The 15,301-nt window shown below is 60.8% G+C and carries 20 protein-coding genes; 7 read left to right on the top strand and 13 right to left on the bottom strand.

Annotation, left to right across the window (positions count from 1 at the left end; all coding sequences use genetic code 11):
• Positions 1-101 precede the first annotated feature (101 nt).
• The 5 genes from F8E02_RS12235 to F8E02_RS12215 form a co-directional block, all read right to left on the bottom strand.
• Positions 102-461, bottom strand: coding sequence for a nucleotidyltransferase domain-containing protein (locus F8E02_RS12235; RefSeq protein WP_317065882.1), 360 nt, complete (start codon positions 459-461; stop codon positions 102-104).
• The gene (locus F8E02_RS12230; protein ID WP_317065881.1) at positions 446-598 is read right to left on the bottom strand and encodes a hypothetical protein; all 153 of its coding nucleotides are present in this window, start codon (positions 596-598) and stop codon (positions 446-448) included. The genes F8E02_RS12235 and F8E02_RS12230 overlap by 16 nt, the downstream gene beginning before the upstream one ends.
• A gap of 112 nt (positions 599-710) precedes the next feature.
• Positions 711-2,678: a carbon-nitrogen hydrolase family protein gene (locus tag F8E02_RS12225; protein WP_317065880.1), complete on the bottom strand. Its 1,968-nt coding sequence runs from the start codon at positions 2,676-2,678 to the stop codon at positions 711-713.
• A 47-nt stretch (positions 2,679-2,725) separates the two neighbouring features.
• Positions 2,726-3,493 (bottom strand): hypothetical protein, encoded by a 768-nt coding sequence (locus F8E02_RS12220; protein WP_317065879.1) that lies wholly within the window; start codon positions 3,491-3,493, stop codon positions 2,726-2,728.
• Entirely contained in the window at positions 3,487-3,861 is a 375-nt protein-coding gene (locus tag F8E02_RS12215; RefSeq protein ID WP_317065878.1) for a hypothetical protein, read from the bottom strand. The genes F8E02_RS12220 and F8E02_RS12215 overlap by 7 nt, the downstream gene beginning before the upstream one ends.
• An 80-nt stretch (positions 3,862-3,941) precedes the next feature.
• Between F8E02_RS12215 and F8E02_RS12210 the strand changes: the two genes are divergently transcribed.
• Complete coding sequence (locus F8E02_RS12210) at positions 3,942-4,793, top strand: HFX_2341 family transcriptional regulator domain-containing protein (RefSeq protein WP_317065877.1); 852 nt, start codon at positions 3,942-3,944, stop codon at positions 4,791-4,793.
• A gap of 258 nt (positions 4,794-5,051) precedes the next feature.
• On the opposite strand, the gene recQ is transcribed toward F8E02_RS12210, so the two are convergent.
• The 5 genes from recQ to F8E02_RS12185 all read right to left on the bottom strand — a co-directional run bounded on the left by recQ (position 5,052) and on the right by F8E02_RS12185 (position 9,679).
• The gene (recQ, locus tag F8E02_RS12205; RefSeq protein WP_317065876.1) at positions 5,052-7,310 is read right to left on the bottom strand and encodes a DNA helicase RecQ; all 2,259 of its coding nucleotides are present in this window, start codon (positions 7,308-7,310) and stop codon (positions 5,052-5,054) included.
• A 206-nt stretch (positions 7,311-7,516) separates the two neighbouring features.
• On the bottom strand, positions 7,517-7,894 hold the full coding sequence (locus F8E02_RS12200) for a HepT-like ribonuclease domain-containing protein (RefSeq protein WP_317065875.1): 378 nt from the start codon (positions 7,892-7,894) through the stop codon (positions 7,517-7,519).
• A gap of 16 nt (positions 7,895-7,910) precedes the next feature.
• The gene (locus F8E02_RS12195) at positions 7,911-8,210 is read right to left on the bottom strand and encodes a nucleotidyltransferase family protein (RefSeq protein ID WP_317065874.1); all 300 of its coding nucleotides are present in this window, start codon (positions 8,208-8,210) and stop codon (positions 7,911-7,913) included.
• 120 nt (positions 8,211-8,330) lie between these two features.
• Positions 8,331-8,876: a nucleotidyltransferase domain-containing protein gene (locus F8E02_RS12190; protein ID WP_317065873.1), complete on the bottom strand. Its 546-nt coding sequence runs from the start codon at positions 8,874-8,876 to the stop codon at positions 8,331-8,333.
• Between the two features lie 605 nt (positions 8,877-9,481).
• Positions 9,482-9,679: a hypothetical protein gene (locus tag F8E02_RS12185; RefSeq protein ID WP_317065872.1), complete on the bottom strand. Its 198-nt coding sequence runs from the start codon at positions 9,677-9,679 to the stop codon at positions 9,482-9,484.
• Between the two features lie 262 nt (positions 9,680-9,941).
• Here F8E02_RS12185 and F8E02_RS12180 point away from each other — a divergent pair, with 262 nt between their 5' ends.
• Entirely contained in the window at positions 9,942-10,124 is a 183-nt protein-coding gene (locus F8E02_RS12180) for a hypothetical protein (protein WP_317065871.1), read from the top strand.
• Between the two features lie 182 nt (positions 10,125-10,306).
• The gene (locus F8E02_RS13125; protein WP_394357934.1) at positions 10,307-10,420 is read left to right on the top strand and encodes a type II toxin-antitoxin system HicB family antitoxin; all 114 of its coding nucleotides are present in this window, start codon (positions 10,307-10,309) and stop codon (positions 10,418-10,420) included.
• Positions 10,421-10,671: 251 nt separating this feature from the next.
• On the opposite strand, the gene F8E02_RS12175 is transcribed toward F8E02_RS13125, so the two are convergent.
• Positions 10,672-11,016, bottom strand: a complete 345-nt coding sequence (locus F8E02_RS12175; RefSeq protein WP_317065870.1) for a HepT-like ribonuclease domain-containing protein — start codon at positions 11,014-11,016, stop codon at positions 10,672-10,674.
• Positions 11,000-11,302, bottom strand: coding sequence for a nucleotidyltransferase family protein (locus tag F8E02_RS12170; RefSeq protein WP_317065869.1), 303 nt, complete (start codon positions 11,300-11,302; stop codon positions 11,000-11,002). The genes F8E02_RS12175 and F8E02_RS12170 overlap by 17 nt, the downstream gene beginning before the upstream one ends.
• 366 nt (positions 11,303-11,668) lie before the next feature.
• Here F8E02_RS12170 and F8E02_RS12165 point away from each other — a divergent pair, with 366 nt between their 5' ends.
• Positions 11,669-12,304 carry an HNH endonuclease domain-containing protein gene (locus F8E02_RS12165; protein ID WP_317065868.1) on the top strand — a complete coding sequence of 212 codons (636 nt, stop codon included), beginning with the start codon at positions 11,669-11,671 and terminating at the stop codon, positions 12,302-12,304.
• Complete coding sequence (locus F8E02_RS12160) at positions 12,292-12,669, top strand: HIT family protein (RefSeq protein ID WP_317065867.1); 378 nt, start codon at positions 12,292-12,294, stop codon at positions 12,667-12,669. Before F8E02_RS12165 ends, F8E02_RS12160 begins: the two co-directional genes overlap by 13 nt.
• Positions 12,670-12,887: 218 nt before the next feature.
• On the opposite strand, the gene F8E02_RS12155 is transcribed toward F8E02_RS12160, so the two are convergent.
• Positions 12,888-14,660, bottom strand: a complete 1,773-nt coding sequence (locus tag F8E02_RS12155) for an RNA-binding domain-containing protein (protein ID WP_317065866.1) — start codon at positions 14,658-14,660, stop codon at positions 12,888-12,890.
• 176 nt (positions 14,661-14,836) lie between these two features.
• Here F8E02_RS12155 and F8E02_RS12150 point away from each other — a divergent pair, with 176 nt between their 5' ends.
• Positions 14,837-15,097, top strand: coding sequence for a type II toxin-antitoxin system HicA family toxin (locus F8E02_RS12150; RefSeq protein ID WP_317065865.1), 261 nt, complete (start codon positions 14,837-14,839; stop codon positions 15,095-15,097).
• Positions 15,097-15,297 carry a type II toxin-antitoxin system HicB family antitoxin gene (locus F8E02_RS12145; RefSeq protein WP_317065864.1) on the top strand — a complete coding sequence of 67 codons (201 nt, stop codon included), beginning with the start codon at positions 15,097-15,099 and terminating at the stop codon, positions 15,295-15,297. Before F8E02_RS12150 ends, F8E02_RS12145 begins: the two co-directional genes overlap by 1 nt.
• Positions 15,298-15,301: the final 4 nt, after the last annotated feature.

Genomic DNA, 15,301 nt, shown 5'->3' with positions numbered 1-15,301 from the left:
TCTCGATCTTCTGCATCAGAGCCCCGGCCGCCCTCACCGCAAATTCTGCCTCGTGTCGGAAGGGAGCCTCCTGATCAGCCCCTGCCTCTCAAGATCCTCAATCATCGCAGGTCCCGACGATTCATGATCTTTCTCTCACCCATTACATTCTTCACGAAAGGATCGCCGCCCTCCTTTCGCCGTGCAAACTCGCTAGCATGCATGAGCGTGTAGTTGATCTCGCGGTTGGTCGCACGCTCGCTCGCATTCACGAGCGGGATCAGCACCCTTTCGTCCACGTCGCCGACGATGAAGAGGTCGATATCGCTCCTTCCCCCTGCGGTCCCCTTTGCAAACGATCCGTGGATGAATATGCACTCGATATTCTGCAAGGAAGAGAGGTTCTCGCGGATAACATATGGGTACAAAAAGGGTTCAGTTTTCAGACAACAAACCCGGCCGCAGCCTACCCGGCACTGCACGCCGCCTCGATGTCAGTGAGGTCGTAGGCGAGGAGCCCCTCCTCGCGGAGCCGGTCCTTTCCTTCGATGCCCCCGGCAACAAGGCAGAAGCGCTCGTTCGGATAGGGATCGTGCCGGACGTGCTCCGCTTTCTGCACGAGACGCCGCCCCTCATCGAGCAAGGCCCGCCCGGTCTCGCGGCCGACGAAACCCTAATCCTGATTAGTACTAATCCAGATTAGTACTTAGGGAGCTGGCCTCTACACCAGGTCAGTAATGGCTCATTCCTCTCTCTTTCAGCCAGTTATTCACTGTCTCGCGGGTTTCTTCGACGAGAACCGCCATTGAATCAGCGATGAGGCCCGGCTCCACCGTGTCAGGGAATGAGTATTGTAGCCGGAGCCATCCACGGGTGGATGTCTTCCAGTTCAGTTCAGCGGCATGTGGGAGTCTCTCCTGCACCGCCGGCGCCCGTGCATGGATGATCTCCGCAATATCCCTGAACGCTTCAAGACCGAAGAGCACTTCAACCGAGATCTCCGGCTTCCCATGGCCAATCCAGTCGTTAAACTCGTAGCAAACGTACTTGATTGGCTTATCGTTGATCCGCTGCCAAGCAGGGAACGAGTACCGGCACTGATCCCGGCCGGCAAACTTCCTTTGCAACCCCCTGGGGAACCGGCTTTTGGCTTCGAATGCTGTGACGACATTTGCAAAAGCATCTCTCCCTGGCTGCACACGGGGTCTGGCACTCTTCTGAACCGCTACCTGCGGACCTTTCTCGACCCTTGCAGGTGCAGGAACCTGCATTGAGTTGAGATTACGCCGGATATCAGAGAACACCCTGACTTCTACGTGGCCTTCCGGGACGGAGATCGGTCCGATGCTTCGATCGACCGGCAGCGCGATCTCCTCGTAGGTGCATCGCACCCGACCTCCCGGTTTCCAGTAGACCCCTGTCGGCCAATCGGCGGGGATATCTCGCCGGTAGTAGATGCCGGTACCAAAGATCGGTATTCCCCAGATCTTCGAAGCGCCCGCGAACCCATACCGGGGGAAGTAGTTCTCCTGGGAAGGGCCTTCGCCTTTCGGGCAGAACCGGTGGATCAGATTCAGCCCAATATCGACACCGGGATTGGAATACCGATCGGGGTCGGATCTGGGGCCATAGATATCATAGCAGACGAAAAGGAAGTACCGAGTTCCGTTCAGATCGAATGTCCGGGGGAACCCGTTCTGGCGGGCCAGATATGAATCGGCAAGCGTAATGTGCTTTCGCTCTTCTTCATTCGTGGGATAGAATTTCCGACCCGCTGCAATGATGCCGGACTTGCTTACCGCGACTGCGATCTGATCCTGATCATACGGGTCATCCTCCAGAGGACGATCATACTTTCCGTCTACACCGACACAGGCAATGACGTCGCGGTCAGTCATGCTGAGCACCTGCTTGATCTCGCCTTCTAACACAGGATAGATCGACTCGGCAGGCTCAAAGCCGGTATGGACCCAGCCCCCGGGGAAGAGTATGACGCCATCCCCTCGGGTCTGAGCAAGGATCTCGCTTATGATCAGCTTCAACTCGTTGATTCTCACGCCATTGTACTTCGGATCCTTCTCTTCCAGGGCAGCCCGGTCTGAACGGAGGGTGACCGTTACAATCCAGTTGTCTGCCTTGTTCTCATTCCCTAGCTCGCCGGCCTGAACGTTATCCGGGGATCCACGTTTCTGTGCCAGCAGATCTCCGAATCTCTCCACATCCCCCGGCTTCTCCGGATCAAGCTCGCACCAGACCATCTCGCGCGAATACAGCCTCACCGTCGGCAGATATCCCTTGATCTCCGGCAGGAAATCGCGGAGCGTGTCGTACCAGGCACGCTGCTCGTCCCGGTATGGGGGATCGTTGTCACGCCTATCGAGGCTCGCACAGAGTTCCTTCCACCGCGGGACCGAATACCCGGCCTGCATCGCGGCCGGGTAGTTCTCCAGCGCGATCAGCCGCGGCTTCGTGAAGTGCTGCGACTCGTCGAATTCCACGACAAACCCCGGCTCAGGGACAAAGAAGTCGGCGGCTATGCGTTCTGCCCGGACGAAGTCACCATAGCCCCTGTGCTCCTGGAGAGCGTCATATACCCTCGACAGCGCCGGATAGACCGCCTCCCCGGCGTAATCTTCCGGCCGGGTTCCAAGGCCAATCTGGTAGTTCGGCTCCACCCTGCCGTAGATCTTCTCAAGCATCGCCTGTACCGTCTTCTTACACGCCCTGCACCGTTCGTTATGCGCCATCATACCGCTCCCGTGATTGAGTCTTCCCGCTGCTCCCTCATCCGGGTTTCGCTTTTGAACGGCTCCCGGACGACCGCTGAGGCGTAGGAGAAGAGCGCCATCTCCACGTCCGCCGCAACCCAGATGCCACGGCTCCGGAGGCCCGCGGCGGCGAACCCCGCCGGGTGCGGGCAGCAGACCTCCTCCCGGTTGAGGGCGCTCGCGAGCGCGTGCAGGACTCCGGTCCAGGTCCCGTACTCCCCGGGCCATCCCGGCTGCGTCACGGGGATCGCCCACCGGCTGCCAAACTGCTCCGCGGCGAGGTCAAGCAGAGCATACCGCTGCATCGCGGGGTCGCCGCGGCCGAAGACCCGGACCAGCCGGGTGTCCAGCGCCCCGAAGACCTGCGGAACGGCGAAGCGGAGGAGTTTACTCGCGTATGTCGGCCCGAATCCCCGGACCTGCCGCTCGATATCCCGGACGGTCTCCCCGGAGTCACGCACCAGCCAGTATGCCGGGGCATCGCCGACATAGAGGGTGACGGCGAGCGGGTCGGGACAGTCGAATCGGCCCGCAAGGCCGCCCCAGCGGGCGACCTGCCGCACGTGGTCGAGGCCGAGGGTCCGGCTCCTGGCGGCGACCGTCACCTCCCGTTCAAGCCGGAGGATGTCGGGGAATCCCTTCTCCCAGGTGTCGTTCCGCCACGCGTACTCCCGGTAGAGGGCCGAGAAATCGAGGTCGGCAAGCAGCCGGCCGGCCTCTTCCTGCCGGTGCTCCTCCATCAGCATCGCCTCGCCTCCGGGCAGGCGGCCCTGCCGATCCTCTCTACCCTGCGGGGAAATTTCAGGCAGTAGTCGACCGCCGGCGGCCGTAACAGCCGGTCGTCGATCTTCTCCCCCCGGTAGCCCTTGACGTACTCGGCGACCGTGGCCGCGAACCGGACGAGATCGCCGCGGGAGAACTCTCCTGCCGCGTCGAACCCGGCGGTATAATTGATCCAGATATGGTCGGCGAGCAGCCGGCCGGAGCGGTCGCTGACTTGCCGGAGCAGGATGGATTTCCCGCAGCGGCCGTTGTGCCGGTAAGTTCCGTACTGCCAGAATACGGCGGTCAGTTCCATCCGCCGCCCGGCAAGACCCTGGAGATTGGTTCTCATGGTGTGATACCTCCTATAGGGGATGCGCAGGACCGAAACATTAACATCTTCACGTGTATTTAGTGAATATTGTGAGGAACATGACTGATGAGATCGACCGGAGCCCGGCGGGAGGGCTGCGCGACGTCGTCCACATCATCCCCCTCGGCCACGAGATCGACCGGGCGGTGGCGCTGTTCACGAAGAACAAGGCCGACCGGGCCTACATCCTCGCAGTCCCACCGGATGCCGACCTCGATCCCGGCATGGTCAAAAAACAGCACTACTTCGTCGGCCGGGTGACGGAGCGGCTGCAGGACCTCGGGATCGCCGTGACGTTCGTCCCGGTCGCGATGTTCGATATTCTCGACGTCCTGAAAGTCGTTTCCTACCTCATCCGCACCGAGAAAGAGGCGGGGAACGATGTCTACGTCAACATGTCCTCCTGCGGGCGCAAGACCTCGGTCGCAGTGACGCTCGCTGCGATGGTCCACGAGGTTCCGCTCTACTACGTCGGCGCCGACCGCTACGCGACGGGGGACGGGGAGGAGTGCGAGCACGGCCTCTCGATCGTCGAGGACGTCCGGACCGAGGTCTTCCAGCGGTTCCGGATCATGATGCCCCGGCCGGAGAACGTCAGGCTTCTCGTCGAGCTCTTCCGGCGCAAGGAGGCCGGGGCCGGGGGGATGACAAGCGAGGAGATCATCGAGTTCTTCCACGACGCCAGCGTCCACGGCTACGAAAACCTGCACACGGCCGAGCGGGACGGCTACCTGCGGGCCGGGAAGAAGCGGGCGCTCCTGAACCGGACGAACCGCGGCCACCTCAGGGAACTCGAAGAGCAGGGCTACGTGGAGCGGGAGTGGCGGGGCCGGAACTTCTCGATCCGGATCACGCAGGCCGGGGAGCATATCGCGTGCGTGAGCGGGTTGATTCCCGGTCCGGGGGCGTGATCGCCGTGCGGACAGGTCTCCGCGGGCCACGAGGTCGCACCGACAGGCTCAGATCACCGCATGTTCGGAATTCCGAACATATGTTCGACGGTACGAACATACCCTCCGGAGCCTCGTTCACCCTTCCGGTCCCGGGGCAAGATACTACCGCGACGGCTACTACGGCTGCGTCTACCAGGCTCGCCGACGCCCCGCGATGTGGTGGCATCGGCGAACCGGGTCGTGGGCCGGGTCCGGGCGATGCTCGACTGAACCCTCTTACGGTGCCTTGCTCCGGACGCTCACCTTCTCCGACTCCTCGTACTCGACGCACTCCTCAAGCGCCTCCTTCCCGACCGCCTGCTCGGCGGCGGTGACGGTGACCTTCGCAATCTGAACGAAGACCTCCGGGTAGCGCTCGTAGAACCGCTCCGTGACGACATGACGCTTCCGGCTGATCTCCGTCGTCAGGGCGTAGGCCCCGCTCTCCTGGATGCCCATCTCGCGTGCTCTCGCGAGCAGCGCTTTATGGAGTTCTTCAGCCCGGCGGAGCTCCTCGCGCAGCTCCCGGATATACCCCTGCAGTGCATAGGCCTCTTCGAGGAGGGCGTCGTCCGGGACCTCGTCGGGCGCCGGGGCGACCGGTTGCGGGGACGGCAGGGCTCCTCCGGGCGCTGCGGGTTCACGGGGCTCGCCGCCGGGACGTGACGCTGCGCCTCCGGCATCCAGGCCATCCCAGGGTTGTGCGGGCCGGCAATTGCCGATTGCAGCGATGAAAGTCTCGCCGAACCTCTCCAGTTTCGCTTTCCCGACGCCGGGAATGGATGCAAACTCTTCGAGGGTCTGCGGATACCGGCGGGCCATCTCTTTTAGGGTCCGGTCGTGGAAGACCACGTAGGGCGGGACGCTCAGGTCATCCGCAAGCCGTTTGCGGACGGTTCTCAGTTCCTCAAAGAGTTCTGCGTCAAAAGGCTTCTCGTCCGGGCCGTCCCTCGTGTCTCGAGCTCCCCGACCCTCCGGCCTCGCGAGCCGGACGCTCTCGTCGCCGGAGAGGACGGCCCGGCTCCGCTCATTCAGGGTGACGACCGGGTACTTCCCGGAACTCTGGTCGAGGTAGCCGTTCGCGATGAATTGCCGTATGAATGAAGACCATTCCTTGCGTGTATACTCGCTCCCGGAGTTATATGCTGGGAAGTTTTGGTGGCCTTCTGCCAGAACCTTACTCCTCTTTGACCCGGTGAGCACGGCTCCGATGTGCGTCACGCCGAATCTTCCCGGCAGGCCGGCGACGCAGTTCACAATCTTTTCGGCGATCTCCTGCCCGTCGATGAACTCCTCCGGCTGCAGGCAGGCGTCGCAGGCCCCGCACGGCACGCCGGTGAAGGTCTCGCCGAAGTACCTGAGGAGGTGCTCCCGGCGGCACCGGGTGGTCTCGCAGAAGGCGATCATATCGTTGAGTTTCTGCACGGCGAGCGGGTAGAGGTCCGGCCGGTCCAGGCTGTCTCGCTCGAGCACGGCCCGGTTCTTCCACCGGTCGCCGGGGCTATAGAAGAGGATGCAGTCGCTTGCTTCGCCGTCCCTCCCTGCACGCCCGGTCTCCTGGGCATACGCCTCGAGGCTCTTTGGCATATCGTAGTGGATGACGAACCGGACGTCGGGCTTGTCGATGCCCATCCCGAAGGCATTGGTCGCGCAGACCACGTCGATCTCGTCGCGGATGAACTGTTCCTGCACCCGGTGGCGGTAGGCGTCCGGCAGGTCCGCGTGGTAGGGCAGGGCCCGGACTCCGTCGTCCCGCAGCCGCTCCGCGATCTCTTCCGTCCGCTTCTTGCTTGAGAAGTAGACGATCCCCGACCGGTTCGGGTTGCTCCTTAGGTAGTCGATGAGTTGAGGATACGTGTCTTTCTTGCCGGCGACGGTATAGCGGAGGTTCTCGCGGTTGAAACTCCCGACGTAGACCGACGGGTCCGCAAGGCTGAGCTGCCGTATGATGTCCTGCCGGACCTCGGGGATCGCGGTCGCCGTCAGGGCGATCATGGGGACCTCCGGGAATTGCTCTTTTAAGACGCTCAACTGCCGGTACTCCGGCCGGAACTGGTGGCCCCACTCGGAGATGCAGTGCGCCTCGTCGACGGCAATGAGGGTCACGCCCGACTCGCGGAGGGTGGCGAGGAACCGGGGCTGGACCACCTTCTCCGGCGAGACGTAGAGCAGGCGGAGCCGGCCCGCCTCGAGGTCCGCGAGGGTCCGGACCATCGCGTCGTAGGGCAGCGAACTGTTCAGGGTGGCTGCGGGGACCCCCTGCGTCGTGAGCGAGTCGACCTGATCCTTCATGAGCGAGATCAGGGGCGAGACGACGACGGCGAGCCCGCCCGTCACGAGAGCGGGGAGCTGGTAGCAGAGGGATTTGCCCCCGCCGGTCGCGAGGACGGCGAGGACGTCCTTTTTCTCGAGGATATCGCGGATGATCTCTTCCTGGAAGGGGAGGAACGAGGAGTAACCGTAATAGTGTTCGAGGGCTGCGTAGAGGGAGGCCATTCAAGAGAGTGGTTATATCCACAGTAATAAGACAGTTGCCAACTGCCCTCGGGTTCTTAATCCCTGCCGTACGCCCGACCGGAAGGGCATGCAACGATGTTGAGGAGACCAGTCCCGTGGGGCCAGAACAGGGCATGCACCGGAAGCGCCGCACTAAACCGTCCCGAACCGGTTGCGGACCGGGACCCTCCCGACGCCATCGGTGCTTACCGGCGCTCGCCGCTCGAGGACCCGTCCATGCCCAGGTCATCCCGGAGGGCCTGCATCGCGGATCTGAAGGGAGGGATATCTTCCCGGATTGTCCTCCAGATGGTCGCCCTGTTGATCCCGAAGTAGGCGTGGATCAGTTTGTCGCGCATACCAGCCATCTCAGTCCAGGGGTGCCCGGGATAATCCTCCCTGATCCCCCGGGGAATACACTTCGCCGCCTCGCCGATCACTTCCAACGCTCGCGTGACTGCATAGACGGTCCTGGCATCATCAGAGAATTCCTCATACGACATGCCCCGGGTGAAGATCTCGATCTTCTCGACGGCATCAAGGATATCGTCCGGGTAGTCGAGGGTGTCCCGCGGAGCCGTCATACGTAGATGACCTCATTCAAGATGCGGCGGCCGATGCGGGGTTTGAGCGCGCTCTTTTCGACCAGGTCCACTTTTCGGCCGGGGATCTCGGAGAGGTACCGCTCGAAGCCTCGAGAAACCCGAAGATCCCCGGCACCTCGGAGAACTCGACCAGGATGTCCACGTCGCTCCCCTCGCGCTCCTCGCCAAGCCGGCACGAGCCGAAGATGCCGATGGACCCGAAGCGATAGGTCTCTTCCAGGTATCTCTTGTTTCCCTGGAGAATGCGGATGATCCTCGCGCACTCCCCACCGGCCTCGCGGGTGACGGTATCCATTTCTGATCGGGATATGCGCTGTTCTCTTTAGTATAGACATCTCCCGTACGCCGGCACAAAGGTTCAGTCCGCGAAAAGAGGAGGGGGGGAAGAGGCCGCGGTCGACGCACTCCCGCCACCTCATAGGCGAACCCCTCGAACAAGCATGTGGTTTCGCAGGACGCTCGCGACAAACGGGTCGCCTTCCTCTTTCATCTGCTCCCACCGGTAGTAGGGGACAACCGTCAACTGCACCTCTCGATCGGTCTCCGCCTCAAGTGCCGGCACCCGGCCGTGATCGACCTGACTCTCGTCACCGATGATCAGAATGTCGACGTCGCTCTGCTCATCGAAGGTCCCCGCCGCAGTGCTCCCGTAGACCGCGACCGCGATGCTCTCCGGCGCGAGGTCCTCGATGCCTGCCCGGACGAGCAGGAGGGCCATGCAGGCCCGCTTCAACTCCCGGACGGCAAAGGAGTCGTTGTCGAGGGAGAGGAGCCGTGCGGTGCCGAGGCGCGTGACGGTGATCAACCCGTCGCGCTCGAAGGCATCGGCATACGCTTTGACGCTTCCCGGACTGACCCCGATCTCCCGGGCGAGTTTATTGATGTGGATCTCGCCCGTGGGGTGAGTGAGGAACCAGGCGAGGACCCGGAACCCGACAAACGTCTCGAACTCCCGGAGCATACAATATATTGAATGATCGTTCAATATATTAAACAATCGTGGAGCACGAGTTCCTGTCCCGGGAGGACCAGAGGAGTTCCGGGCGTCGCGGGGGTGGAGGTGCTCGGAGAGACGATCTGCCGGCTCGAAGACGTCAGGATCTCTGAAAAAGGTCTGGTCGCTGCGGAGGAGAAGGGTATGTACCATAGGAGTGTCTGGAGGAGAAGAGATTGTTAAAGGCGGGCCGTGCCCGGGTTGAAAGTGAAATAGCGCGAAGGCCTCAACTGCGGGTTCCCGGCTGGGAGTCACTCCGCCTGCAGGATCCCGATGATCCTATCGATGACCGACGTGACAGCCTGGTCATTGAGACGTCCGGCTCGATAAAGAATCAGGTCGACACTGGCAGAAAAGAGCCGGTTCGGCCGAATATTGCTCGGTTTGTGGAGTGTTCCCTCTACAAAGTCGAGTTCAGTAATACCGACGGCGTAGCGATCCCGGACCTGCTGGGCTCGTGATTTGACAGAGGATGACATCGTCACCGCCAGGTGCCGCAACGACAAGAGCTGGCCGCCGCTTCACCGTCGACAGGTCCGAGAAGGGAAACGGCACAACGACAACATCGCCTCTTACAAATCGCTCCACGCTTCTTCCTCCTCGGGTCGGAGCCAGTCTTTCCGGAGCACGGGTTCGCTCGCGAGGGCGGTGTCCGGGGCGGCCTTCCTGCGCCGGGATTTGAGGAACCGGATGAAATCGAGCACCTCACCGTAGGTCCGAGGTGGGAGGTCGTTCAACTCGTTGATGATCTCCTCTTTTACCTGGCTCATGGCAACTTCACCTCTGCGATATATGATCCTCTGGTGCTTCAATCTACATATCTCTGTCTGAAGAGGGTCGTTTGTCGGGGCGATCTATGCCCCGGCACTGAGAAAAATTGCTTGGGGGATGATGTCCACTGAAGACGCTCGCACTGCGGTTCGGATGGCGTCGTCTAGATTGGACAGGATCCGGGCTCTGGAGGGGTGGTGGGCGGAGAAGGCAGGTCAGGAACGACTGGCCGAAAGGTGCGATGGCCTGAAGGGCCGGAGCATGAGCACCGAAGAACGATGTTCCACCAGGAACGGAGTTCGAGCACCACAGGTGCGAGGTGCGGAGCAGGAGTTCGAGCACCGTAAGGTGCGAGAGAGGAGGGGTTCGACGGTGAGCGCCAGGGCCGGCGGGGTCGTCGGTGGGGTGGTGGAGGTGGTCGTGAAGGTGCTGGGCGGCGGGTAGGACCATAACAGGCGCCAGGAGGGCATGAGTACCGCAATCCCTCTCCGGCCTGAAGAACGGAGACTCGCCCCGGCCGGGATTCGAACCCGCGTTTGAACTCTTCCAGGCAGGCAAGAGGACCGCCCGACCACGTCGGTCAGTATTATCACCACAAAGGGAGATGCTACTCTATCGGTGAGATCATGGGGACGTTCACGGCCGTGCTCTACAGGGAAGAGGATATGTACGTCGCGGAGTGCCCGGAGATCGGCACCGTCAGCCAGGGCAAGACGGTAGAGGAGTGCGACCGGCCGTAAGGGCGGGAGCTCGAGCACCAGAGGTGCGAAGGCTGTAGCCAACCTCAAGGAGGCTACGGAGCTGTACTTAGAAGAATTCCCGCTGGAAGACGGGAGAAGACCGATCATCACGACGTTTGAGGTGACCGAGGGTGCCCGGGCTTAGGCCGGTATCGGGCGAGACCATGATAAAGATACTCTCGAAACAGTATGGATTCGTCGTCACCGGGCAGACCGGGAGCCATGTGCGCCAGTCCACGGCAGAGGGGTGATCAGGCAGCCTCGCTATCGAGCATCTGCCTGATTGCAATCTGTAATTCAGGGATCTTGTTCCTGACAACGTCCCACACGATCTCGTTATGGATCCCGAAGTATGCGTGAATGAGGATGTCGCGCATCCCTGCAATCTTCCTCCAGGAAATATCGGCATGCTCGCATTTCAGCGGTTCGGGGATGAGTTTCACGGCCTCCCCGATGACCATGAGGTTCCGGATCACTCCGTCCTGCACCAGGTAGTTTGCCAGGAACTCCTCGTAATCCATTCCCCGAGTATACCGCTCAATTCTCCCAATGGCCTCCAGGATATCGTGGAGATAGAGGTTATACTCCCGGGACATACCTGACGCTCCGGAGGATGTGTGGTGCGAGAGCCGGCTTTATGGCATCGCGGTCGACGAGGTCGACTCTCCTTCCGAAGAGATCTTCGAGGAAGAACTTGAGGTCCATGTACGTGTCAAAGGAGCGCCCTCCTTCCCTGAACTCGATGAGGATATCGATATCGCTCTCTTCGCGCTCTTCGCCCCGGACAAACGACCCGAAGACCCCGATCCGCCGGACGCCAAGGCTCCTGATCCGTTCCCGGTGTTCCGCCAGCGTGCCGAGGATGCCATCAGCCGTAAGCATGCCTATCATACTCCTGTTACCCGCCCATCAGGATAACGCTTTTCCCCCGGGTTGGCGGTCGCAGGGGGGGGCGGTGATTGTGCGGGTGCTCGGCGGCGGATAGGAGGGCGGGAACCGCCGGGTGCTGAACGTGGTATCGGTGGGCACCGCCATCACCCCGCCGGGGTATCACTCTCCTTTTTTCAGACATCTCCTTCAAGCAGATCAGGAGGCGCTGTACTTGTTCGGTCACTTGTTCGACTACTTGTTCGGTCGCTTGTTCCTCAGCCTCTTCTACGACTTCGGCCTGCCTGCCAGGCAGTCGCACCCTTCGGCCCGTCGTCACTCGAAAACGCTCCGCGTTTTCTCAAACTCCGCCTGCCCCTGATGGGGCACGCGTCGTTCACCTCACCCCCTCCCGGCCGGTTCTCCCTCTCCCGCGACCTCTGCACGGTCTTCGAGCACTTCGGGGGGTTCATCTCCGGGGAGGAGTGCCTCCTGAAGAAGTGGGCCGAGTTCACCGCGGCCGCGGACAGGACGGGGACCGTCACCGAGGAGTGCATGCTCTCGCTGCTCACCAGGACCCCGACGACCGAGCGGGCGGTCGCGGATGCACGGAACATCTACCAGTCAATCTTTGCGGAGGAGGGGACGCTCGCCTGTGTCTGGTCGGGGAAGGCCATCCACTCGCCGGAGGCGATGCACATCGACCACGTCCTCCCGTTCGCGGTCTGGAAGAACAACGACCTCTGGAACCTCCTCCCCGCCCTCGGTTCAATCAATGCCAAGAAGCGCGACCATATCCCCGATCCGGCGCTCCTCGAATCCCGGCGGGACTGCATCATCGGCTACTGGGACCTCCTCCACGACCACGCCCCCCGGCCGTTCGAGCGGGAGATCGCGGTCTCCCTCCTCGGCCTCGAAACCCCGGGAAACAACTGGCAGGACCGCGCCTTCGACCACCTCATCGAGAAATGCGCCTACCTCATCCACGTCCGGGGGTACGCCGCATGGACCCCCTGACCTGCCCGTTCTGCAACCCCCCGGAGGAGGAGATCGTCCTCGAAAACAGTCTCTGCTACGCCCGCTATGATCGATATCCAGTCAGCCCCGGCCACCTCCTCCTCATCCCCTTCCGCCACATCCCCACCCTCTTCGACGCGACCGACGCGGAACAGGCCGCCCTCCTCGCCCTCGTCCGGGAGGCGAAAGCCCTCCTCGACGGCCGGCTCCACCCCGACGGCTACAACGTCGGCGTGAACGTGGGAAAAGCCGCCGGCCAGACGGTGATGCACCTCCACGTCCACGTCATCCCCCGGTATGCCGGGGACGTGGAAGACCCCCGGGGCGGGGTGCGGGGGGCGATCCCGGAGAGGAGGGTGTACTGAGGAGCTGCTCGGGACACCAGAATGAGTGCAGCGCGTTAAGCTCCTGATCCGCAACACCAGATTATGCTATCTCAGGTCGATGTTTGAAATGGCATCCCCAATATTCCACAACCGATCCCCAATCTCCCCCAATCCATGTTGTATAAATATCACAGAATAGAGGTTTATTTTCCAAACGGTTGCAGGAAATTGGGATTAATTTCCCCAATTCTCCCCAATCATACCTTCTTAGAAGAGGATGGGGTGAGCACCCACTTCGCGCCCCTCGTCTTCCCGACGGTCACGATCGTCCCCTCCTTTCGCATCTCCTTCAGGAGGGACTTGATGAACTCGCGCTTTTGCTTCTCGTTCAAAGCATCAGAAACTTTGTCCAGCAACAGGCCTTCGATCTCCGGCCACCTTGCCTCATGATACGTTTGCAGGTACGCCACCACCATATCCTTGAAGTAAGCCCTGTCAAACGACCGCTTCCGGATATAGTCTGCCCGCGTATCAGTCTCGGCGGCGACACTCGCCGACACATACAAATTCGGAGATCGCCCTTCGATGAGTCTCTTCTCGCGCAGAACATCTCGCTCCTCTCTGGTTACCGGCCGACCCTTCTGTACCTTATCGAGAGCGATTACATCCATCAACGTAAGATCCTTCCGCTCGATCAGCATCCAGGTATACCGCTCGTCGATCAGCCGGCCGGGAATCGTGACCCGCACCACACTTTCCTCGTCGAGATCATAGTCAGGCATCGGGAAGTTGCGGTCCCGCTGTATTCTAAACATCCGCTTGATCCCGCTGCCGATGGTATCGATCATGTTCAACTCGACCATTGCGCCGGCAAGGAAAGGGTTTCGATACTGATCCGACGGCATATCCCGTTCAATCACCCTCTGGACAGTCCCCGGAATAAAATCGCCGCGATTGGTGAACATCAGGGAACCCGGCCTCTCAGTCACGGTAATGCGGGCAGCCTGCCGATAGTCCTGGTGGGCGATGCAGTTGTGCAACGCTTCACGGATCACCCAGGGGTCATACTGCGTCACCTCAAGGGGGAACAGCGTCTCTCCTGAAATATAGCGGACGGTGAGGTTTCGGACCTTGCTAAAAACCCTGTCGACGGCGAGGATCAGCGGTGGGCCGAAGTGGGCATAGTCGACTTCGATCTCATCCTTGTCCCTGAGAACCCAGGTGATATGCGCAATTGCGGGTGAGAGAAGGGACGCTGCCTCACTCTTTCCAAGGAGGATGACCGCAGTATTCGTAATCCGACCCTGATTACATACTTTCGCCTTCGTAAGGAAAGTAAGGTCATCCCACTCGTCGACTTCTTTTGCACGATCCCGGTGTTTCTCCTGGAATTTCTCTTTGTATTTCTCCCGCGCAAAGGCGATCGCCTCAGGATCAAGATCTGCATACGTCACCCCCTCACAGACCTTCGCAGACCAGTCGTCCAGAGGGGCCTGCCGGCGTATCTCTTCGATCTCGTGGAGGGCAAGAGGTCCGAGAGACTCATGGATACGGCCATGCGCAACACCCTTCCACGTGGTGGGAATGCCGCGGGAAGCCGGAGGGATCTCAAACATCACCACCCGCTTCCCATCGACCGTGAGTTCATGGACACCGGCAAACGTCATCAGATGATTTGTATGCTGAGCGATCTGCTCTTTGAGCCGGTCGAGGCCAGGAGGAGTGAGGCGATAATTTGAGCCGACAATCTTTCGGGGCGATCTATCAGTGATGCCGAAGAGCAGCCAGCCTGCCGATTTCCCATACAGGTTGGCCTCGTTACTCAGTGCCGAGAAATACCTGCCCACATCATCGAAATCAAAGTTGGTCTTTGCCTCCTTGAACTCGATCCACTCGGTTTCGGCCGGGAGATCCATCATCTCCCGCAGTTGAGCGCCCAGATCCTCATACATCGCCCTCTCCTCCCGGTCATCCAGTTTACATAAAAGATGAGTCAGTTCCTCCTTAAGCCTCTTCCTCGTCTTCTGCACGGCCGCCGGCACTGTCAGACATTTGATCCAGATACAAAGGGATAGCCTCCTCACTTGAGCAAGACACGAACAGGTCAGGGGAACCGGGACTTATGATGCGTGATGATGCGTGATGTGTGCGTGATTCCGATCATCTATAGTAAGCATGGTGCGTCCGGGGTTCCGGATCAGCGGGTATGGGCGGAGAAAGAATGAAAGTGAGAGACTGCATAACGATGATCGAAGCGGACGGATGGTACCTGGTGGCGACCCGGGGCAGTCACCGGCAGTATAAAGCCTCCGTCAAAACTTCGCAACCTTCGGTTGCTCAAGCTCCGTTCCTTACAGAACATCGCACCGGTCGTATCACCATCGCCGGGCACCCGGCAGACAAACTTGCTCCGGGAACGCTGAACAGCGTTCTCAAACAGGCAGGACTTAAAACGAGGGATGAATAATGTATCGATTTCTTGTCATCTTCGAGCAGACCGACAGCAACTACTTGGCATACTCCCCGGATCTTCCGGGATGCGTGGCCACCGGAGCGACCCACGAGGAAGCGGAAGAGCGGATGCACGAGGCGATCGAGCCCACATCGCGGGGCTCGAGGAGGACGGGTTCCCGGTTCCCCGCTCGCGGTCTTCAGCCATCTACGTAGCAGT

This window comes from Methanoculleus caldifontis, from assembly GCF_032842345.1.
GTDB lineage: Archaea > Halobacteriota > Methanomicrobia > Methanomicrobiales > Methanoculleaceae > Methanoculleus > Methanoculleus caldifontis.
Note: the sequence above shows the minus strand (reverse complement) of the source record. Positions and strands in the feature narration are given on the sequence as shown.